17 protein-coding genes are annotated in these 16,541 nt (G+C 45.6%); 12 read left to right on the top strand and 5 right to left on the bottom strand.

From position 1 onward, the window contains the following. From Q0546_RS10880 to Q0546_RS10865, 4 genes are all read right to left on the bottom strand, one after another. Positions 1-931, bottom strand: a 931-nt coding sequence (locus tag Q0546_RS10880) for an AAA family ATPase (protein WP_298792963.1), incomplete at its 3' end; no start/stop codon positions are given. Positions 932-1,171: 240 nt separating this feature from the next. Further along, positions 1,172-1,540, bottom strand: a complete 369-nt coding sequence (locus Q0546_RS10875) for a hypothetical protein (protein ID WP_298792962.1) — start codon at positions 1,538-1,540, stop codon at positions 1,172-1,174. A 97-nt stretch (positions 1,541-1,637) separates the two neighbouring features. Then, the gene (gene mnmG, locus Q0546_RS10870) at positions 1,638-3,497 is read right to left on the bottom strand and encodes a tRNA uridine-5-carboxymethylaminomethyl(34) synthesis enzyme MnmG (protein ID WP_298792960.1); all 1,860 of its coding nucleotides are present in this window, start codon (positions 3,495-3,497) and stop codon (positions 1,638-1,640) included. 217 nt (positions 3,498-3,714) lie between these two features. After that, positions 3,715-4,134, bottom strand: a complete 420-nt coding sequence (locus Q0546_RS10865) for a hypothetical protein (RefSeq protein WP_298792958.1) — start codon at positions 4,132-4,134, stop codon at positions 3,715-3,717. 353 nt (positions 4,135-4,487) lie between these two features. Between Q0546_RS10865 and Q0546_RS10860 the strand changes: the two genes are divergently transcribed. Genes Q0546_RS10860 through Q0546_RS10810 form a run of 11 tightly spaced genes read left to right on the top strand, consistent with a single transcriptional unit; the run spans position 4,488 to position 15,021 of the window. Further along, the gene (locus tag Q0546_RS10860) at positions 4,488-5,234 is read left to right on the top strand and encodes a 4Fe-4S dicluster domain-containing protein (RefSeq protein ID WP_298792956.1); all 747 of its coding nucleotides are present in this window, start codon (positions 4,488-4,490) and stop codon (positions 5,232-5,234) included. After that, the gene (locus Q0546_RS10855; protein ID WP_298792954.1) at positions 5,228-7,195 is read left to right on the top strand and encodes a proton-conducting transporter membrane subunit; all 1,968 of its coding nucleotides are present in this window, start codon (positions 5,228-5,230) and stop codon (positions 7,193-7,195) included. The genes Q0546_RS10860 and Q0546_RS10855 overlap by 7 nt, the downstream gene beginning before the upstream one ends. Positions 7,196-7,205: 10 nt before the next feature. Then, positions 7,206-8,135 carry an NADH-quinone oxidoreductase subunit H gene (locus Q0546_RS10850; protein ID WP_298792952.1) on the top strand — a complete coding sequence of 310 codons (930 nt, stop codon included), beginning with the start codon at positions 7,206-7,208 and terminating at the stop codon, positions 8,133-8,135. Position 8,136: 1 nt separating this feature from the next. Continuing rightward, entirely contained in the window at positions 8,137-8,781 is a 645-nt protein-coding gene (hyfE, locus tag Q0546_RS10845; RefSeq protein ID WP_295145302.1) for a hydrogenase 4 membrane subunit, read from the top strand. 2 nt (positions 8,782-8,783) lie between these two features. After that, positions 8,784-10,265 (top strand): hydrogenase 4 subunit F, encoded by a 1,482-nt coding sequence (locus tag Q0546_RS10840; protein WP_298792950.1) that lies wholly within the window; start codon positions 8,784-8,786, stop codon positions 10,263-10,265. Beyond that, positions 10,262-11,998, top strand: coding sequence for an NADH-quinone oxidoreductase subunit C (locus Q0546_RS10835; protein ID WP_298792948.1), 1,737 nt, complete (start codon positions 10,262-10,264; stop codon positions 11,996-11,998). Before Q0546_RS10840 ends, Q0546_RS10835 begins: the two co-directional genes overlap by 4 nt. Further along, positions 11,995-12,534 (top strand): formate hydrogenlyase complex iron-sulfur subunit, encoded by a 540-nt coding sequence (locus Q0546_RS10830; RefSeq protein WP_298792946.1) that lies wholly within the window; start codon positions 11,995-11,997, stop codon positions 12,532-12,534. Before Q0546_RS10835 ends, Q0546_RS10830 begins: the two co-directional genes overlap by 4 nt. Then, positions 12,531-13,361, top strand: coding sequence for an NADH-quinone oxidoreductase subunit B family protein (locus Q0546_RS10825; RefSeq protein WP_004322348.1), 831 nt, complete (start codon positions 12,531-12,533; stop codon positions 13,359-13,361). Before Q0546_RS10830 ends, Q0546_RS10825 begins: the two co-directional genes overlap by 4 nt. Further along, entirely contained in the window at positions 13,358-13,702 is a 345-nt protein-coding gene (locus tag Q0546_RS10820; protein ID WP_298792944.1) for a formate hydrogenlyase maturation HycH family protein, read from the top strand. The genes Q0546_RS10825 and Q0546_RS10820 overlap by 4 nt, the downstream gene beginning before the upstream one ends. Then, on the top strand, positions 13,702-14,145 hold the full coding sequence (locus Q0546_RS10815) for a hydrogenase 3 maturation endopeptidase HyCI (protein ID WP_298792942.1): 444 nt from the start codon (positions 13,702-13,704) through the stop codon (positions 14,143-14,145). The genes Q0546_RS10820 and Q0546_RS10815 overlap by 1 nt, the downstream gene beginning before the upstream one ends. Positions 14,146-14,157: 12 nt before the next feature. After that, positions 14,158-15,021: a formate/nitrite transporter family protein gene (locus Q0546_RS10810; RefSeq protein ID WP_298792940.1), complete on the top strand. Its 864-nt coding sequence runs from the start codon at positions 14,158-14,160 to the stop codon at positions 15,019-15,021. A gap of 228 nt (positions 15,022-15,249) precedes the next feature. Here the strand turns inward: Q0546_RS10810 and Q0546_RS10805 are convergent, their stop codons facing one another. After that, positions 15,250-15,888 carry a Crp/Fnr family transcriptional regulator gene (locus tag Q0546_RS10805; RefSeq protein WP_298792938.1) on the bottom strand — a complete coding sequence of 213 codons (639 nt, stop codon included), beginning with the start codon at positions 15,886-15,888 and terminating at the stop codon, positions 15,250-15,252. Between the two features lie 209 nt (positions 15,889-16,097). Between Q0546_RS10805 and Q0546_RS10800 the strand changes: the two genes are divergently transcribed. After that, positions 16,098-16,541: riboflavin synthase (locus Q0546_RS10800; protein ID WP_298792936.1), on the top strand; the 444-nt coding region annotated here is incomplete at its 3' end.

Below are 16,541 nucleotides of genomic sequence, written 5' to 3'. Positions count from 1 at the left end.
TGTTTAGGTTGTCATATTCTGGCATCATCTCCACAAACTCAAACCTTCTTCTAAGAGCCGTATCCATAAGGGCTATGCTGCGATCTGCTGTATTCATCGTGCCGATTATGTATAAATTTGACGGCACTCCAAATTTTTCTTTTGAGTATGGTAGCTCCACCATTATCTCATCATCTGCTCCGAGCCTTTTTGACGGCTCTATGAGTGTTATTAGCTCACCAAAAATTTTAGAGATATTTCCGCGGTTGATTTCGTCGATGATTAAGATGCAATTTTGATTAATGTGATTTGCTTTATAACTTTCATACTCCTGACCCAAAATATCTTGAATAATCACTGGTTCATAAGAAGGCATTCCATAGTTATCATTATGAAATATATCTTTGATTAATTTGTCACAAGATATGGTTTTTGGATCATTGCTATTTTGAGGCTTAACCAAAATAGAAAATAGATTATTTTTATATAGATAAAATGGCTGTTTATCGGTAGGAGTTTCTAATATTTTTCCATACATATTATTTGAAAAAAGTGGTAGTTTATCGACATAGTTTTTATATAGTTTTTTAAAGCCATCTTCCGTTAGTTCTTCTTTTGTGTCTTTTAGCAGTATCTTTTTCCAGTTATCACCATTGGCTCTTTTGCAGATCTTTTTAAATGCTCCATCTTCTATTTTATACGATACATTATCGTTTTTGGTTTCTGCTTTTATACCCTCGACAAATTCTTCATATCCATAGCTTTGATGAAATGTGATAAATTTTATTTGTCCCTTTTCTACATACTCTTTAAATTTAGATCTATCATCGGAAGCATTGCCTTCTATAATTTCTAGTGCTTTACGAACAACACTATATGTCTTTCCGGTTCCTGGAGGACCGTATAAAATTTGATTAAGGTGATAAGTTAATTTTTTGTCATCATCGGTCATTTTATATCCTTCATTATCACTATTGTTTTGTTGATTGTTTTCTGTATTTTTATAAAATTTATCATACGTTAGATGATATACATTTGTTAGTGCATTAAGTAAGCTTGTGTAGTCAAGAGTTGTAAAAGTGTCTACATTCTCTATGGCAAAATATATATATATTTTTCCCATGCAAGTTTATCAAGCTTGAAGCCAGGTATATGTATCTTTTTGCATTCTGACTCCAAAAAGTTATATATTTCATCTTTTTAGTTTATCTTCTGTATCGCTTAGTTTTGTATCGATTAGCCCTATGGATACATAAAAATTGCCAGGTTTTGCTAAAACGGCAAAATAAATAACTAAATGTGATTCATTCTCAAAAGGAATATATCTATTCCATATATATTCCGCAATAGTCCTACCGTCTGCCTTTAGCCAATTTCCATTACGCTCACTTCTATAATTTTTAAAAATATTATCTGTAAATTTGATCAAATTTGCACGAAATTTACTTAACTTATCATGTGTTGTTTTGTCGTCCTTGCTGTATTTTGTATCTTGAGCGTATCTATTTGTAAAATACCTAAATCCATCTAAAATTTCATTTTTCAAATCATCATCTATCATATAATCCCCATATTTAAGTATATTCTGTCTTTGGTTGACTTATTGCATGGTAAAAAATAATAGCTATAAAAGTCTATATATTTTATGATTTTATTTTTCACTTTGACGCATTCATCTTTATATAGATGTGCAAAATATCTATCGCCGCAGGCGTCACGCCGCTGATCTCGCTAGCCGCAAAGAGCGTCGGCGGGGCAAATCTCTCGAGCTTTTCGACCACTTCGTTGCTAAGCCCGCTGATACCGCGGAAGTTAAAGCCCTCGGGGATTTTCACGCTCATCATATCTTTCATGCGGTCGATCTGCTTTTTTTGCTCGGCGATGTAGTGTTGGTATTTGGCTTCGGTTAAAATTTGCTCCAAGCTAGCTTCGTCAAGCGCCTCAAAAAACGGATCTAGCTTGCGCAGCTTTTCGCTCGTGAAGCTTTTTCTGGCGACGATTTTTTGCAGGGTCAAATTTTGGCTGATTATCTCCTCGTCAAGACTAGCTAAAAGCTCTAAATTTCGCTTTGTCGGCGTGATCTCGGTGGTGTTTAGTAGCTCTAGCCCGAGAGTCAAATTTGACCTTATGGCTTCTATTTTCTCAAACGTCGCTTCGTCTAGCAAGCCAAGCTCGCGGCCGTATCCTCCTAGGCGCAGCACGGCGTTATCCTCGCGCAGCAGCAGCCTATACTCGGCGCGGGAGGTAAACATACGGTATGGCTCCTTGGTGCCTTTGGTCACTAGATCGTCGATGAGGACGCCGATGTAGGCCTCGTCGCGTCGTAGGACGAACGGCTCTTTGCCATCAAGCGCAAGCGCTGCGTTTATACCCGCCATCAGTCCCTGAGCGCCCGCCTCCTCGTAGCCCGTGGTGCCGTTTATTTGGCCTGCGAGATAGAGTCCGCGCGCCTTTTTGGTCTCTAGCGTGTGTTTTAGCTCGGTGGGCTGGACGTAGTCGTATTCGATCGCGTAGCCGTGGCGCACGATGCGAGCGTTTTCAAAGCCTCTGACCGAGCGTAGCATCGCGACCTGCACTTCATACGGCAGGCTAGTAGAAAAACCGTTGATGTAGTACTCCGTGGCCTCTAGCGTCTGCGGTTCGACGAAAAGATGATGCCTATCGCGGTCGCCGAATCTATTTATCTTATCCTCGATACTCGGGCAGTAGCGCGGACCCACGCCCTCTATCTGACCTGTAAATAGCGGCGCCTTGTCGAAATTTGAGCGGATGATGTCGTGCGTAGTCTCATTCGTGTAGGCGATGTAGCAGGGCAGCTGCGTAGGCGCGAAGTCTCTCGTGCGGAAGCTAAATGGGCTTGGATCTTCGTCGCCGCCTTGGATCTCAAGCACGCTAAAGTCGATACTTTTAGCGTCCACGCGCGGGCAGGTGCCGGTTTTTAGCCGACCGACTTCTAGACCTAGTTCGCGCAGGCTATCGCTTAGATTTTTAGCGCTTAGCTCGCCCACGCGGCCGGCTTCTAGTTTGTTAAATCCGACGTGAATTAGCCCGTTTAAAAACGTGCCCGTAGTGATGATGAGCTTGCTGGTTTTATACTCGTTGCCCAGATGGGTTTTTACGCCCGTGATTTTGCCGTCCGAGCTTAAAATTTGAGTCGCGATCTCTTGGCTGATTTCAAGATTTGGCGTATTTAGCAGTAAATTTCGCATATAGACGCGGTAGCGGTCCATGTCGATCTGAGCGCGGCTGCCTCGCACTGCTGGCCCCTTGCTCTCGTTTAGTACGCGAAACTGTATGCCCACGGCATCGGTCGTTAGCCCCATTTGCCCGCCTAGAGCGTCGATCTCTTTTACGAGGTGGCCTTTTGCTAGGCCCCCTATTGCGGGGTTGCAGCTGGCGGCGCCGATTTGCTCGGCTAGGATGGTGATTAGCAGCGTTTTTTTGCCCATTTTTGCGGCGGCGAGGCTGGCTTCGATGCCTGCGTGACCGCCTCCGACGACGATAATATCATAGTTCATATTCAAATTTTCCTTGTCCTTAAAATTCGCGATTCTATCAAAAAACAGATAAAATATACAAAAATTTAAGGAAAGACGGCGAGGAAAATTATCTTAAATTTGACGTTTTTTTTGAGCCGGTGCGCGTAGTTTGGCGATTTGGTTTAAATTTATTTATAGTAATTTTTTATGGAGCATTTATTGAGAGATCGGGCGGAAATTTAACCCCGCATTAAAGTCAAATTTCCTTTGCGATTTTGTTCATCTTGGCAAAAATTTCCGCTCGCTCGCCGTCTTTTAGATTACCCATCTCTAGCTTCGTCATCATCTGCATAAAATCAAATTTCTTAAACATCTTCGTGGCTTCTTTGGCTTCGCGTTCTAGTTTGGCGTAGATTTGCGCTTCGTTTTCGTCGCGGGCTAAATTTCGTAAAAACGAGCCGGTCTCGCCACCCGTAAATTTATCGCCGCTAAATTTACCTGCCGCGTCGCTTAAATTTGCATTTTCGTTAAATTTATCCAGCATATCGGCAAAACCGGTCAAATTTGCTGCCGCAAGCGTAGAGCCGGCTAAAAATTTATCGCCTTTTTGACCTTGGCCGATTCGGTTTGCTAAGGTCTTTAAAATCTCGTTTGAGGCGCCGTTTTTGATCTGCATTTTTATCCTTTTTATATTACTAACGGCGAGTTCCAGCAAAAAGTATTCCGTAAAATTTTAAAGGCTGAGATTAAATTTTGCCTTAAGCTTTCCGAGTCATTATAGGACTAAAATACTCCTTTTAGTGCATTAGATAGCCTATGCGTAATATTTTTATATTCGCATAAGTTTAATAAAGTGCCTATTTTACAGTAAATTTAAAAACAAGCTTAAAAATAAATAATTCATAAAAATTAATCTAAAAAATACAAAATTTGTCAGCCAAATGACGGAAATAAATTTCTAAAAGTAATACAATTAGTTCAAGATTTAAGAGTAATCAAGAATCAAAAAACAAGTAGAAAGGAGAATTTATGAAACAACATAAATTTGTGATCGCCGATTACAAACGTTGTATCGGTTGCGCTACTTGCATGGCGGCCTGTTTTCGTAGCGCTTATGAGCGCGGTAAGCTTTCAAAAGCTAGACTAACAGTGCTCCGTCAAGCAAAAGGCGTCATGCCGACGCAGTGTCGCCAGTGCGATGACGGTCCTTGCGCGAACGTATGTCCTACCGGGGCACTCAGGTTTGACGATAACTGCATCGAGCTTCACGAAGAGATTTGTATAGGTTGCAAACTCTGCACGATCGCTTGCCCTTACGGCGCGATAAGCTCGAGCGCGGAGCTCATGCCGTCCGTTAACTACGCAGTAGAGCCGAAGTACTACCTCGAAATCGAAAGTCAAGCCGGCGCGAAAAACACTGCGATAAAGTGCGATATGTGCTTTGGGCGCGAAAACGGCCCTGCGTGCGTCGAGGTTTGTCCGACCAGCGCGATCATCATGGTCGATCCTTTGCACAGCCATCACAAGCTTGGCAACAAGATCGAGCAAGAAGCCGCTCAGGCTTTCGTCGATAAAATTTTACGCGGAAGCGGAAATTTAAAAGAACCTCACGTTTTAGCCGATATCGGCGCTCAGGACGTGGACGGCGAGGGCGACGTCATCGTCATCAAGGAGCTTGACAAAACTCCTAGCGAGCAAGCAAGAGAGCAAGCGGCGTCAAATTCGCGCGCTATGAACGACGAAAATAGCGGCGCAAAAGGGGGTGCGAGATGGTAGGCGTGTATCTACTTTTCTTAGTTAGCGCCGCCGTTAGCATCCTGCTCTACGGCGCGCAAAAATCAGCCGTCAAAATCGGCTTTGGATTAAGCGCGATTAGCTGTTTTTACGCGCTTTGCTACTTTGTGGCTAATATGGGCGTGACCCAAGGCTTCGCTCTAGGCGGAGACTTTCTCTATGCGCCTAAATTTGAGCTAACTCCGCTTGGAAATTTCTTTAGCTTCGTAGTCGTCTTTATCGGCTTTGCCAGCAGCGTCTACGGTATGAGCTACGCGGAGGAATACATCAAAAAAGCAAACGTCGGCGTTTTCGCCTGTTTGTTTAACCTTTTCATCCTTTCGATGCTTCTAGTCATCAGCGCAAATAACGTATTTTGCTTCATCGTTTTGTGGGAGCTTATGACGCTTATCTCGTCTTTCCTTATCCTCGTAAACGACGGCAAAGGCACGCTAAAAGCGGTGATGGTGTATCTTGGCATCGCTCAGGTCGGTGCGTTTTGTATCACGTGCGGACTGCTAATAATGGCTCACTATGCCGGCAGCGCTGAGTTTAGCAAATTTGCCCATCTAAATATGCCGACTGCGGCTAGCGTCGTGGTGTTTATATTATTTTTGGTCGGTTTTGGCAGCAAGGCCGGTATGTGGCCTTTCCATGTATGGCTACCGATGGCTCACCCGGCCGCTCCTTCAAACGTCTCTGCTCTAATGAGCGGCGTAATGATAAAGGTTGCGCTATTTACTCTAGTTAAATTTACGCTTTTCTTGCCTTTAAGCATTTACTTTGGTTTGACGGTTTTGATTTTGGGTGCCGCTAGTTCGCTTTTTGGTGTTCTTTACGCTCTTTGTCAGCACGACTACAAAGCGCTTCTTGCTTATCACTCGGTTGAAAACATCGGCATCATCTTGCTCGGTCTTGGCACCGGCCTATACGGTCTAGCCGCCGGAAATATGACGCTTGCCGCGATCGGATTTTTAGCGGGATGCTATCACGTGGTTAACCACGCGATATTTAAAGGACTTTTATTTCTTTGCGCGGGTTCGGTTTTGCACGCTACGCACACTCGCGATATGGACGTGCTAGGCGGCCTAGCTAAAAAGATGCCTTGGACGTCTGTTGGCATGTTTATCGGTATCATGGGTATCGCGGCATTGCCTCCCGTTAACGGCTTCGTATCCGAGTGGTTTACCTATCAAGGTATGCTTCAAGGCGCGCTAGAGCAGGGTATCTTTACTAGATACGCCTTTACGCTTTCAGTCGTTGCGCTAGCTCTTACGGGCGTACTAGTCGGCATGCACCTTAAGCTTTATGCCGTAATTTTTGCGGGAACTCCAAGAGATCAGAAAATTTGGGACAACGCGAAAGAAAGCCCGATATTTATGGTGCTTGGCATGATCGTGCTAATGATCGGCTGTATAGGCTTTGGTATCGGAGCTAACGTAGTCGTCGGCTACATCCAAACGGCCGTAAATTCCATAGGCGGCGCAGGCGGTTACGTAGCTAGCCACGGTATAAATTTGACCTCAAATTTAGGCAGCGTGGTTTCTACTCCGCTTATAGCCATTATCTTGTGTTCTACTATGGTTTTGCCTTTTGCGATTTTAGCATTTATGAAAGCAAACCGCGAGAAACCTCGCGAGACCGATCCTTGGGCTTGCGGATTTAAGTACAGCTCTCGCATGCAAATGACGGGCGGCCCTTTTACGGGCGATCTAAGGCGCATAATGAACTGGCTGTTTAAAGGCGAGAGAAAAGTCGTGACTAAAGGCTATTTTAACCCGGTCGAATACCACAACCATCCAAAAGATATCTGGTGGGGGCTATTTTACGAGCCGGTGATTAAATTTACCGAAAAGGTCGCCGATAAAATAGGCATAATGCAAAGCGGCTACACCAACGTTTACGCGCTATATATCCTCATATATCTTTGCGCGATACTAGCGGTTAGCTACTTTTTGATATAGGGGGCGTGAGATGGAAATTTTACAGACTATACTTTTGATGATATTTCAAGTAGTCGTCATCGTCTTGGTTGCGCCCTTGTTTGACGGTATGGCCAGGAAACTAAGAGCCAAACTACAATCAAAACAAGGCAGCGATTTTTTCCAGACGTATCGCGACATCATAAAGCTATTTAGACGCGGTAGAACCGTGCCTGAGTGCTCTCACTGGGTATTTAGATGGGCGCCGTTTTTCTTATTTGCCACTTCGGCGGCGATACTAGCGGCTATTCCTATTACTTATAGTAAAAGCACGATTTTTGGAGCTTACTCCGATATTTTCGTGATTCTTTATCTAGGCGCGCTACTTCGCTTTGTTTTCGGCGCTGCTTCTATGGATAGCGGCAACCCGTTTGCGGCTACCGGCGGCGGACGCGAGCAGATGCTAGCCGTCTACGTAGAGCCGGTGATGATAATGTGCCTAATCGTAGTTATGCTTGCAGCTGGAACGTCAAATTTGGTCGAGATACAATCAATGGTAAAAAGCGGCCAGATCGGATATCAGATCCCAAGCTTTGCTGTTGCTTCGATCGCGTTTTTATGGTGCATATACGTTGAAACGGGCAGAAAGCCTTTTGACCTAGCAGAAGCCGAGCAAGAGTTACAAGAAGGCTTGCTAGGCGAATACGCCGGCTCTGATTTAGGCCTAGTTCAAGCTTCGCTTATCTTAAAACAATTTGCGATGATCGGGCTTTTCCTTTCGATTTTCGAGCCATGGAATTTTAGCAATCCGTTTTTAGCGGTAATAATTTTCGTCTTAAAAACGGGAGTGTTTTACGTAGCGGCCGTATTTATAGATAACTTCGGACCTAGATTCCAGATGACTTCGAGCTTACGTAAAAACGCTCTGGCTGCTCTAGCTATATCTTTTGCGGCTTTGACGCTTTACGTCGTGGGGGTGTGAGATGAATATTTTAGATACTTTGGCTATCTGTATGATGGTAACGTCTTTGGCGGTTTTCGGGCTAAGAAGCCTAAAGTTATCCGTCATAGTTTACGGAGTTCAGACGTTGCTATTAGTCGGGATATTTTTTACGTTGTCGTCTAAATTTAACGCCGAGCAACTATCCACGTGGGCGGTCGTGGCGTTTTTTACGAAGGTTTTATTCGTGCCTGCGATCTTGCTTTGGCTTATTAAAAATCTTGGCGTCGTGCACGAAGACGAGCCTGTGGGCGGCTTTTTCGTGAGCCCCGTTATAGCGATGGGTTTTAGTTTGGCTTTGGCGATGAGTATTAATCCGATATTTTTGGAGTTTTCGCTTATTAAAGAAAAGATAATGCTACTAGCGGCGGTTTGCGTATTTATGATGGGGGTTTTCGGCTTTATGCTTAGAAACTCGTTTATCAAGCAAATTTTAGCTTATTGCCTTTTTGAAAACGGCATACATCTAAGCCTAGCGCTTATGGCTTACAACTCAAACGAGCTTGTCGAGCTTGGAATTTTAACAGATGCGATTTTTGCCGTTATCATTATGAGCGTTTTAGCGATTAGATTTTATAAAGCATACGGCAGCCTTGACACGTCTAAGGCTACGAATTTAAGGGGATAGAGATGGATAGTTTAACTTTGGTATTAATTTTACCGCTTCTTGGAGCGATACTGCTATTTTTCTCTCCGAAAAATTACGCTTTTTTGAGTTTGCTTCACGTAGCCGTTAGCGCAGTTACGTCTTTGGCGTTGCTATTTAACGTAAGCAAGGTTTTAACCGGCGGTACGTTTTACGCGCACGATAAATTTTTGTTTCTAGACAGCCTTGGCTGCGTATTTTTGATACTTATCGCGGTTACCGGCCTACTCGTAAATTTATACGCGACCCACTATATGAGATGGGAGCTTGAAGAGGGACATATAAATTTAAGCGCGCTTAAGAAATACTATGCGCTTAGCCACGTGTTTATATTTACGATGAGCTTAAGCGTCATCTGTAACAACGTCGCGTTTATGTGGGCTGCGATTGAGGCTACTACGCTTTCATCGGTGTTTCTAGTAGCGATCTTAAAAGATCAAAAATCAACCGAGAGCGGCTATAAATACATAGTTCTTTGCTCTATCGGCCTAGCGTTTGCGCTTTATGCGACCGTGCTTCTTTACTCTGCGACCTTTGCGGAGACAAAAGACGGCGAGGCTGCGATGCTATGGACCGGCATAATGGCAAATGCTAAAAATTTAAGCCCTGACGTTGCAAAGCTAATCTTTGTCTTTGCGCTTATAGGATTTGGCACCAAAGCCGGCCTCGCTCCTACGCACACCTGGCTTCCCGATGTTCACGCCCAAGGCCCAGCCCCGATTTCGGCTCTGCTTTCAGGCGTTTTGCTAAAGTGCGCGATGCTAGCTTTATTTAGATATTACGCTATCGCTGCTCAAGCTACGGGCATGGAGTTCGTTCAAAGCGTGATGATAATCTCAGGCCTTATTACGTTGTTCGTCGGCGGTATATTCCTGATTAGACAACACGACGTAAAAAGAATGTTTGCCTACCACTCTATCGTGCATATGGGCGTTATCGCCTTTGCTCTTGGCGTGGGCGGACCTTTCGGGCTATTTGCGGCGATTTTCCACTGCCTAGCTCACAGTTTTACAAAAGCTCTTGCATTTTGCTCAACCGGCAACATCGCTAGAATTTACGGTCACAAAGATATGACCAAAATGGGCGGTATGGTAAAGATTGCACCGATAACTACTATGATGTTCGGCGCTGCGGTTTGTTCGCTGGTAGGCGTGCCCGCGTTTGCGATATTCGTCAGCGAATATAATGTCTTCGTCGGCGCCGTAAATAGCGGTCAATATTTTAGCGTTGCGCTATTTGCGATAGCTCTTGCGATCATCTTTATCGCGGACTTCTCGCACTTTAACTTAGCAAGTTTTGGCGAACCTAAAGGCGCGGTCGTTCACAATAAAGAGATGAGTATATTGGAAAATTTACCGCTTATCCTGCTTTGCGCTTTGATTATAATCTTTGGCGTTTGGCACGTGGATAACTTTTATACGCTGGTTGAAAACGGCGTTAAGATAATAACTGGAGAACTATTATGAGAGGCGATAAATTCGTTGAAATTTTAAAAACAAAGGTAAAGGTTCTAGAAGTAACCCGCCAGGCCGACGACCAAATCACGGTTTTGGTCGATAGAAACGACCTTCCGCTTGCGGTTAAGACCCTTTACTACGATATCGGCGGTTTCATCTCTACGATGATACCTAGCGACGAGAGGACTATAAACGGCTGTTTTGCGCTTTACTACGCTTTGTCTATGGAGGGCGGCAAGATGACGGAAGAAGACGACTTTGCCGCCGAGGATAAGTGCTTTATCACCGTTAAAACGCTAATTCCCGGCGTCGATCCGACTTTTCCGTCGGTTACTCCGCTAGTGCCTGCTTGCGTTTGGTACGAAAGAGAAGCCTACGATATGTTCGGCCTAGTAGCCGAGGGCTTGCCCGATAAGCGTAGATTGGTGCTAAGCGACGATTGGCCCGACGGCCTTTATCCGCTTAGGAAAGACGCGATGGACTACCGCTACCGCCCAGATCCTGTCGCTCACCAAGACGAGCCCGACACCGAGTTTTTATTTCCAAAAGGCGATAGCGTCATCGACGTGCCGCTTGGGCCTTTGCACGTAACTAGCGATGAGCCTGGACACTTTAGGTTATTTTGCGACGGCGACGAGATCATAGATGCAGACTACCGCCTCTTTTATCAGCACCGCGGTATGGAAAAGCTAGCCGAAAACAGAATGAACTACGATCAGATGGGCTATCTTGCAGAGCGCGTCTGCGGAATTTGCGGCTACGCTCACGCGATTGCGTGTATAGAAGCGGCAGAAAAGGCTATCAGGCTTGAAGTTCCGCTAAGAGCGCAGGCTATCCGCGTCATCTGTCTTGAGATCGAGCGTCTTCACAGCCATCTTTTAAACATCGGTTTAGCTTGCGAGGTAACTGGTAACTATAACGCCTTTATGCATATCTTTAGGGTGCGCGAGTGCTCTATGGAGTTAGCCCAGCTAGTACCCGGCGGCCGTAAAACCTACGGCAACGTCATCATGGGCGGACTTCGCCGCGACATGACCGATAACGAGATAAAAAAGGGCATCGAGATGATAAACAAGCTCGACGTTCAAATTTCTGAAATTTGGGACGCGGTTATGGACGATAAACGCCAAATCGCGCGCTGGAAAGGCGTGGGCGTGCTAGATAAGCAAGTAGCAAGAGACTTTAGTCCCGTAGGTCCTAATATGCGAGGCTCGGGTCTAAAGCGCGACAACCGCTACGACCACCCTTACGATTTCTTTAAAAATATCGAATTTAAAGTCTACGTAGAGCATGGCGGAGACGTATTTAGCCGCGAAGTCGTGAGATATAACGAGCTAAAAGAGTCCATACATATCATCAGGCAGTGTTTGGAGCTAATGCCTCAAACGCCGATATCAATCGATCCAAAAACGATGATAAAGCCTGAAAATTTCGCCCTCGGACACGTAGAAGCTCCTCGCGGCGAAAACGTCCACTGGATCATGCAAGGCAGTGCGCAAAAGGTTTTCCGCTGGAGATGCCGCGCGGCTACTTATAACAACTGGCCTAGCCTTCGCTATCAGTTCCGCGGAAACAACATTTCAGACGCGGCGCTCATCGTTTGCTCGCTAGATCCGTGCTACTCTTGCACCGACCGCGTTACCGTAGTGGACGTAAATACCAAAAAGAGCAAAATTTTAACCGAAAAAGACCTTAAGAAATTTTGCCAAACGGGCAAAATTAGCAAAAAGGATTTAAGATGATGAAGTTATTTGACGTAACCGAAAAATACGGAAAGGCGACCTACGCCTATCCGTTTGAGCCCTACAAAGTGCCCGAAAATTTCCGCGGGCAGCCGTTTTACACCTACGAGCTCTGCATAGGCTGCGCGGCATGCGGCGTAGCATGCCCTAGCAACGCCATAGAGCTAAAGATGAACGAAAAACAAGACAAGCTCGTGTGGCAGTTTGACTGCGGACGATGCATATTTTGCGGACGCTGCGACGAGGTTTGTCCAACGGGCGGCGTACGTCTAAGTCAGGGTTTCGAGCTTGCGGTTAAATTCGACAAAAGCGCGCTAATACAGCGCGGCGAACTAGAGATGCAAAAGTGCAAATGCTGCGGCAAACCCTATACGCCGGTTCGCCTTATAAACTATACTTTTTCAAAGCTTAGTACGGCAAATTTACTCCCGGGCAGGCTAGAGGAAGCTAAAGGCTATCTATATATCTGCCCCGAGTGCAAAAAAGCCCAAGCCGTAGAGCGCATAACTAAAGACGTAGAGGAGGGGATAAAATGAGCCTTTATCAAGTTCCCGAAAATATAAAAACGGCAAACGACCTAACCGCAAAGTTAGAACATCTAAAAAATATCAAACGAAGCTTTAGCGTCTACCGCATCGACTGCGGCAGCTGCAACGGCTGCGAGATAGAAATTTTCGCCGCTATTACGCCGATGTGGGATCCGGAGCGCTTCGGATTTAAGCTAGTAGCCAACCCTCGCCATGCGGATATTTTGCTCTGCACCGGCCCGGTTACGCGCCAGATGTATTATCCGCTGCTTCGCGCTTACGAAGCAGCTCCAGATCCAAAGATCGTGGTGGCCTTTGGCGCATGCGGCAGTACGGGCGGTATCTTTTACGACGCTTATAGCGTTTGGGGCGGTATAGATAAGATTATACCCGTAGACGTCTATATCCCGGGCTGTCCTCCGCATCCGGCTAGCGTTATATACGGCCTTGGTATGGCTCTTGGCATCATAGATCAAAAGCTACAAAAAAGAAGCTTTGAACAAGACGACTGTAAAGCCCCCGCCGTAAAAGAGTCTATCATAGGCGATATACTTTTTGAGCGCGATTTGGAAGCCGAGGCAAAAAGGCTAATGAGCTATATCTTCGGTAGGACGCTGTTTGCCAAGTATATGGACGCGGCCAAAACTTCTCCTAATATCCACGACGTAGCGGCTACTAAAAAAGTAATGCTAGAGGCTATCCATAAAGAAGAAGATCCTAGATACGCCGAGTGTATGGGGCTGCTTTACAACGACGTCTATCTAAAATACGCCAAAGCAAAACGCGATACGCAAAATGCCATCGACGTCAAAAAAGAAATTTGGGATAAACGATGATAAGAGTCTATAAACTCGCCCGCCGCCACATGGACGAAAACGAAAAGATGCCAAAAGAGTTAAAAGATATCAAGCTATTTTCCGTCTGCGTCGGACACGGCGTGGGGACGGTGGACTTTAGCGAAAAAACGCTCGAAATACCGGACGAGGAGTTTGAGCGTATCGTAGCTAGCGGCGGCGAATATGTCAAATTTAAGCTGGGAAATTTAAGCAAGTATTTTGAAGTGGAGATATTTAGGGAGCATGCGGCAAGGCTCATCCCCGAGCTTTGCGAATGTGAGCTAAAAAAAGAGCTTGAAAATCTGCGCGAGGGATACCTGGTGCTTAGGAAGGATTTTTGATGAAAAAGGCGCTTCTTTGTATCGGTAATCCCATGCGCGGCGACGACGACGTAGGCAACGAAACGGGGCGGATCGTCGAGGCAAATTTGAAAGATTGGCGGGTATTTTACGGACAGGACGTGCCTGAAAACGAGTTTGGCGCGCTTAGAGAATTTGCGCCCGATATCATCGTCGTGGTAGATGCTATGAGCGGGTTTAAGGACGGAGCGATCGAATTTTTTGATCTAAGCAACGAGCGCGACTATATCTACTCGACGCACAACTTGCCCACGCCCGTACTTTTAAGCTACCTGCGTAAAATTTGCCCCAAAACGCTGTTTTTAGGCATTAGCGTTTTGCTTGAAAACGTGCTTGATTTTAAAGAGGGCTTAAGCGAAAATGCGAAAAAAAGCGCGCAAAAAGCCTTTGAACGTATCTTGGAGATAGATAAAAATTTAAATTAGGAGGAGGGAGAGATGTTAAATCCTGCAGAAACCGCGCAAGCGGTGTCAAATTCGATGGAGCACAAGGCGCATACTCCGTTAGTAAGCATTATTTTTCTAGCTATCATGGCGGGCGCGGCGATCGCTATGGGCGATATTTTTTGGGCGCACTCGACCGTGGGCATGGCTGAAAAGCAGTCTATAGGATTAGCAAATTTCATCGGCGGCATCACATTTAGCTGCGGTCTCATGATGGTCGTTTTTTACGGCGGACATCTATTTACGAGCTCGGTTTTAAGCGGCGTTAGCGCGTATGAAGGCAAGCTAAATTTAGGCAAAACCTTTAGCTACTGGGCGATCGTTTGGGTTTTTAACTTCGTCGGCGGCGCGCTAATTGCCTATATGTACTACTACTCTGGCTTACCGCTAAAATACGACGGCTACATCTTGCAGCACTTCGTACCGGCCGGTATCGGCAAGATCACGGCGCCGTTTCACGAGCTATTTATCCGCGGTATCTTTTGTAACGTGTTTGTTTGCATGTCTATCTGGACTGCGACCAGCGAGAGCAACTTAGCGGGCAAATTTTTTGCCATTATGTGGATGATCGGTGCGTTTGTCGCATGCTCGATGGAGCACTGCGTGGCAAATATGTTTATCATAACAGAAGCCATCATCGCTAAAGCTCACTACATCGCGGCAAACGGCGGAGATATCACCGCTGCGGCTACGGCTCTAGGGCACGGCATCACGGCTGAAAAGCTAGACGTGCTAAGCTGGGGAAATTTCATCGGCAAAAACCTAGTTCCGGTTACGCTAGGCAATATCTGCGGCGGTCTTTTCTTTGTGGGGCTAGTTGGATTTATGGCGAATAAATTTGACATGAAAAAGAAGTAATTTTTAATTCCCCGGCTCGGCTGGATTTCAAATAGTTTTCGGCTAGGATACTCGGGTCACGGACGACCGGTCCGCTCCCGTCGTATCCACCAAAAACTATTTAAACTACACACAACCCGTCTTGAATATTTATCACATAGCTTACTAAATTTACAAATTTAACTACATCAAATTTAAAAACCGAATTTATGTTTTAGCGGTGTGAGTCTCGGCGCATAAATTTAAAATTTAGTTCGTATAGCTTTGCAGCTTTTCATAATCCACTATCAAAAACTCATGCGGCGTTATGCGCCTGATGATATCGTCTTTTATGAGTTCGTTAAACGCGGTGCTTGCGCTTTGGCGTTTGAGTCCGACGAAGCTTGAAAGCACCTTTAGCGAAAATGGTAAAAAGACGTAGTGGTAGCCGTTTTGCGTCAAATTTTGCTCGGCGGCGAGCTCGACGAGAAAGTTTGCTATGCGCCCCTTCGCGCTTTCAAAAAGTATCGATTTTATGATCTGGCGCTGCAGTAGCGAGATATTTACGAGTGTGTCGGCGTATGCTTTGGCAAATCGCTCGTTTTTTAGCAGCTCGCCCATATCGCCCGCGTCGATCGAGTAGACCTCGCTGTCCTCTAGGATCTCTAGCACGCACACGTCGTCCACGATCGAGATGTTGTCTTTTTGGAGGTGATAGACGATAAACTCCTCGCCGTCCTCAAAAAACGAGAGCTTGCCCGAGCCGCTTTTAATTATCACGACTTTGATTGATTCTGCGTAGATCGCAGCACCCTTGGCCAGAAGCTCGCGGTTAAATTTAGCAAGCTCGTTTTGATCCAAAACGTCTAAAATATCGGTCTCAAGTAGGCCTAGTCGTGATTTTTTCAAGTTTATCGTTTCTTATGATTATTATTTGGCGATTATTTTATCTTAAATATTTTTAAAGTGTATTAAATTTTGATCAAGCCTTGGTCGATTACTCTGCCAGTTTTGCATATTTGCGCCGCGCTAAAAAGCGAGCGGTAAAATTTGGTCGGCAAATTTAGCCCGTTCTGAGGCTAAATTTTATAAAATAGCTCAAAATTTAAGGACGAAAAATGTTTAACGGACTGATTAGAGAGATCGCGCAGGTTGCGAGCTATTCGCAAAATACCCTGCGACTAAAAGCCTCGTACCGCCCAAATTTAGGCGATAGCGTCGCAGTAAACGGCGCATGTCTTAGTGTGACGCAGCTACACGCAGACGGCTTTAGCGTGGAGCTAAGCGCCGAGACCAGGGCGCACATCGTGATGGAAAACTTGCGCGGACGCATGCACATAGAGCCTGCGATGCGGTTAGCAGACCGCGTGGACGGACATCTGCTGCAAGGCCACGTCGATGCTATCGGCGAGGTAGTGCGCATAGAGCGGCGCGAAAATGGGGTCGATTTTTATATAAATTTGCCCTCTAGCGTCATGCCGCTGATGGCAAACAAAGGCAGCATCGCGGTCGAGGGCGTGAGTCTCACGATCAACGAAGTTTTGCCCGCAGGCGTGCGCCTA

It is taken from the genome of uncultured Campylobacter sp., assembly GCF_937997465.1.
Classification (GTDB): Bacteria; Campylobacterota; Campylobacteria; order Campylobacterales; family Campylobacteraceae; genus Campylobacter_A.
This window is presented reverse-complemented; position numbering and strand designations above follow the sequence as displayed.

Bases quoted from the DNA above. Each gene is read 5' to 3' on its own strand.
- Q0546_RS10875 (WP_298792962.1), bottom strand. From the start codon at position 1,540: ATGATAGATGATGATTTGAAAAATGAAATTTTAGATGGATTTAGGTAT.
- mnmG (WP_298792960.1), bottom strand. From the start codon at position 3,497: ATGAACTATGATATTATCGTCGTCGGAGGCGGTCACGCAGGCATCGAA.
- Q0546_RS10865 (WP_298792958.1), bottom strand. From the start codon at position 4,134: ATGCAGATCAAAAACGGCGCCTCAAACGAGATTTTAAAGACCTTAGCA.
- Q0546_RS10860 (WP_298792956.1), top strand. From the start codon at position 4,488: ATGAAACAACATAAATTTGTGATCGCCGATTACAAACGTTGTATCGGT.
- Q0546_RS10855 (WP_298792954.1), top strand. From the start codon at position 5,228: ATGGTAGGCGTGTATCTACTTTTCTTAGTTAGCGCCGCCGTTAGCATC.
- Q0546_RS10850 (WP_298792952.1), top strand. From the start codon at position 7,206: ATGGAAATTTTACAGACTATACTTTTGATGATATTTCAAGTAGTCGTC.
- hyfE (WP_295145302.1), top strand. From the start codon at position 8,137: ATGAATATTTTAGATACTTTGGCTATCTGTATGATGGTAACGTCTTTG.
- Q0546_RS10840 (WP_298792950.1), top strand. From the start codon at position 8,784: ATGGATAGTTTAACTTTGGTATTAATTTTACCGCTTCTTGGAGCGATA.
- Q0546_RS10835 (WP_298792948.1), top strand. From the start codon at position 10,262: ATGAGAGGCGATAAATTCGTTGAAATTTTAAAAACAAAGGTAAAGGTT.
- Q0546_RS10830 (WP_298792946.1), top strand. From the start codon at position 11,995: ATGATGAAGTTATTTGACGTAACCGAAAAATACGGAAAGGCGACCTAC.
- Q0546_RS10825 (WP_004322348.1), top strand. From the start codon at position 12,531: ATGAGCCTTTATCAAGTTCCCGAAAATATAAAAACGGCAAACGACCTA.
- Q0546_RS10820 (WP_298792944.1), top strand. From the start codon at position 13,358: ATGATAAGAGTCTATAAACTCGCCCGCCGCCACATGGACGAAAACGAA.
- Q0546_RS10815 (WP_298792942.1), top strand. From the start codon at position 13,702: ATGAAAAAGGCGCTTCTTTGTATCGGTAATCCCATGCGCGGCGACGAC.
- Q0546_RS10810 (WP_298792940.1), top strand. From the start codon at position 14,158: ATGTTAAATCCTGCAGAAACCGCGCAAGCGGTGTCAAATTCGATGGAG.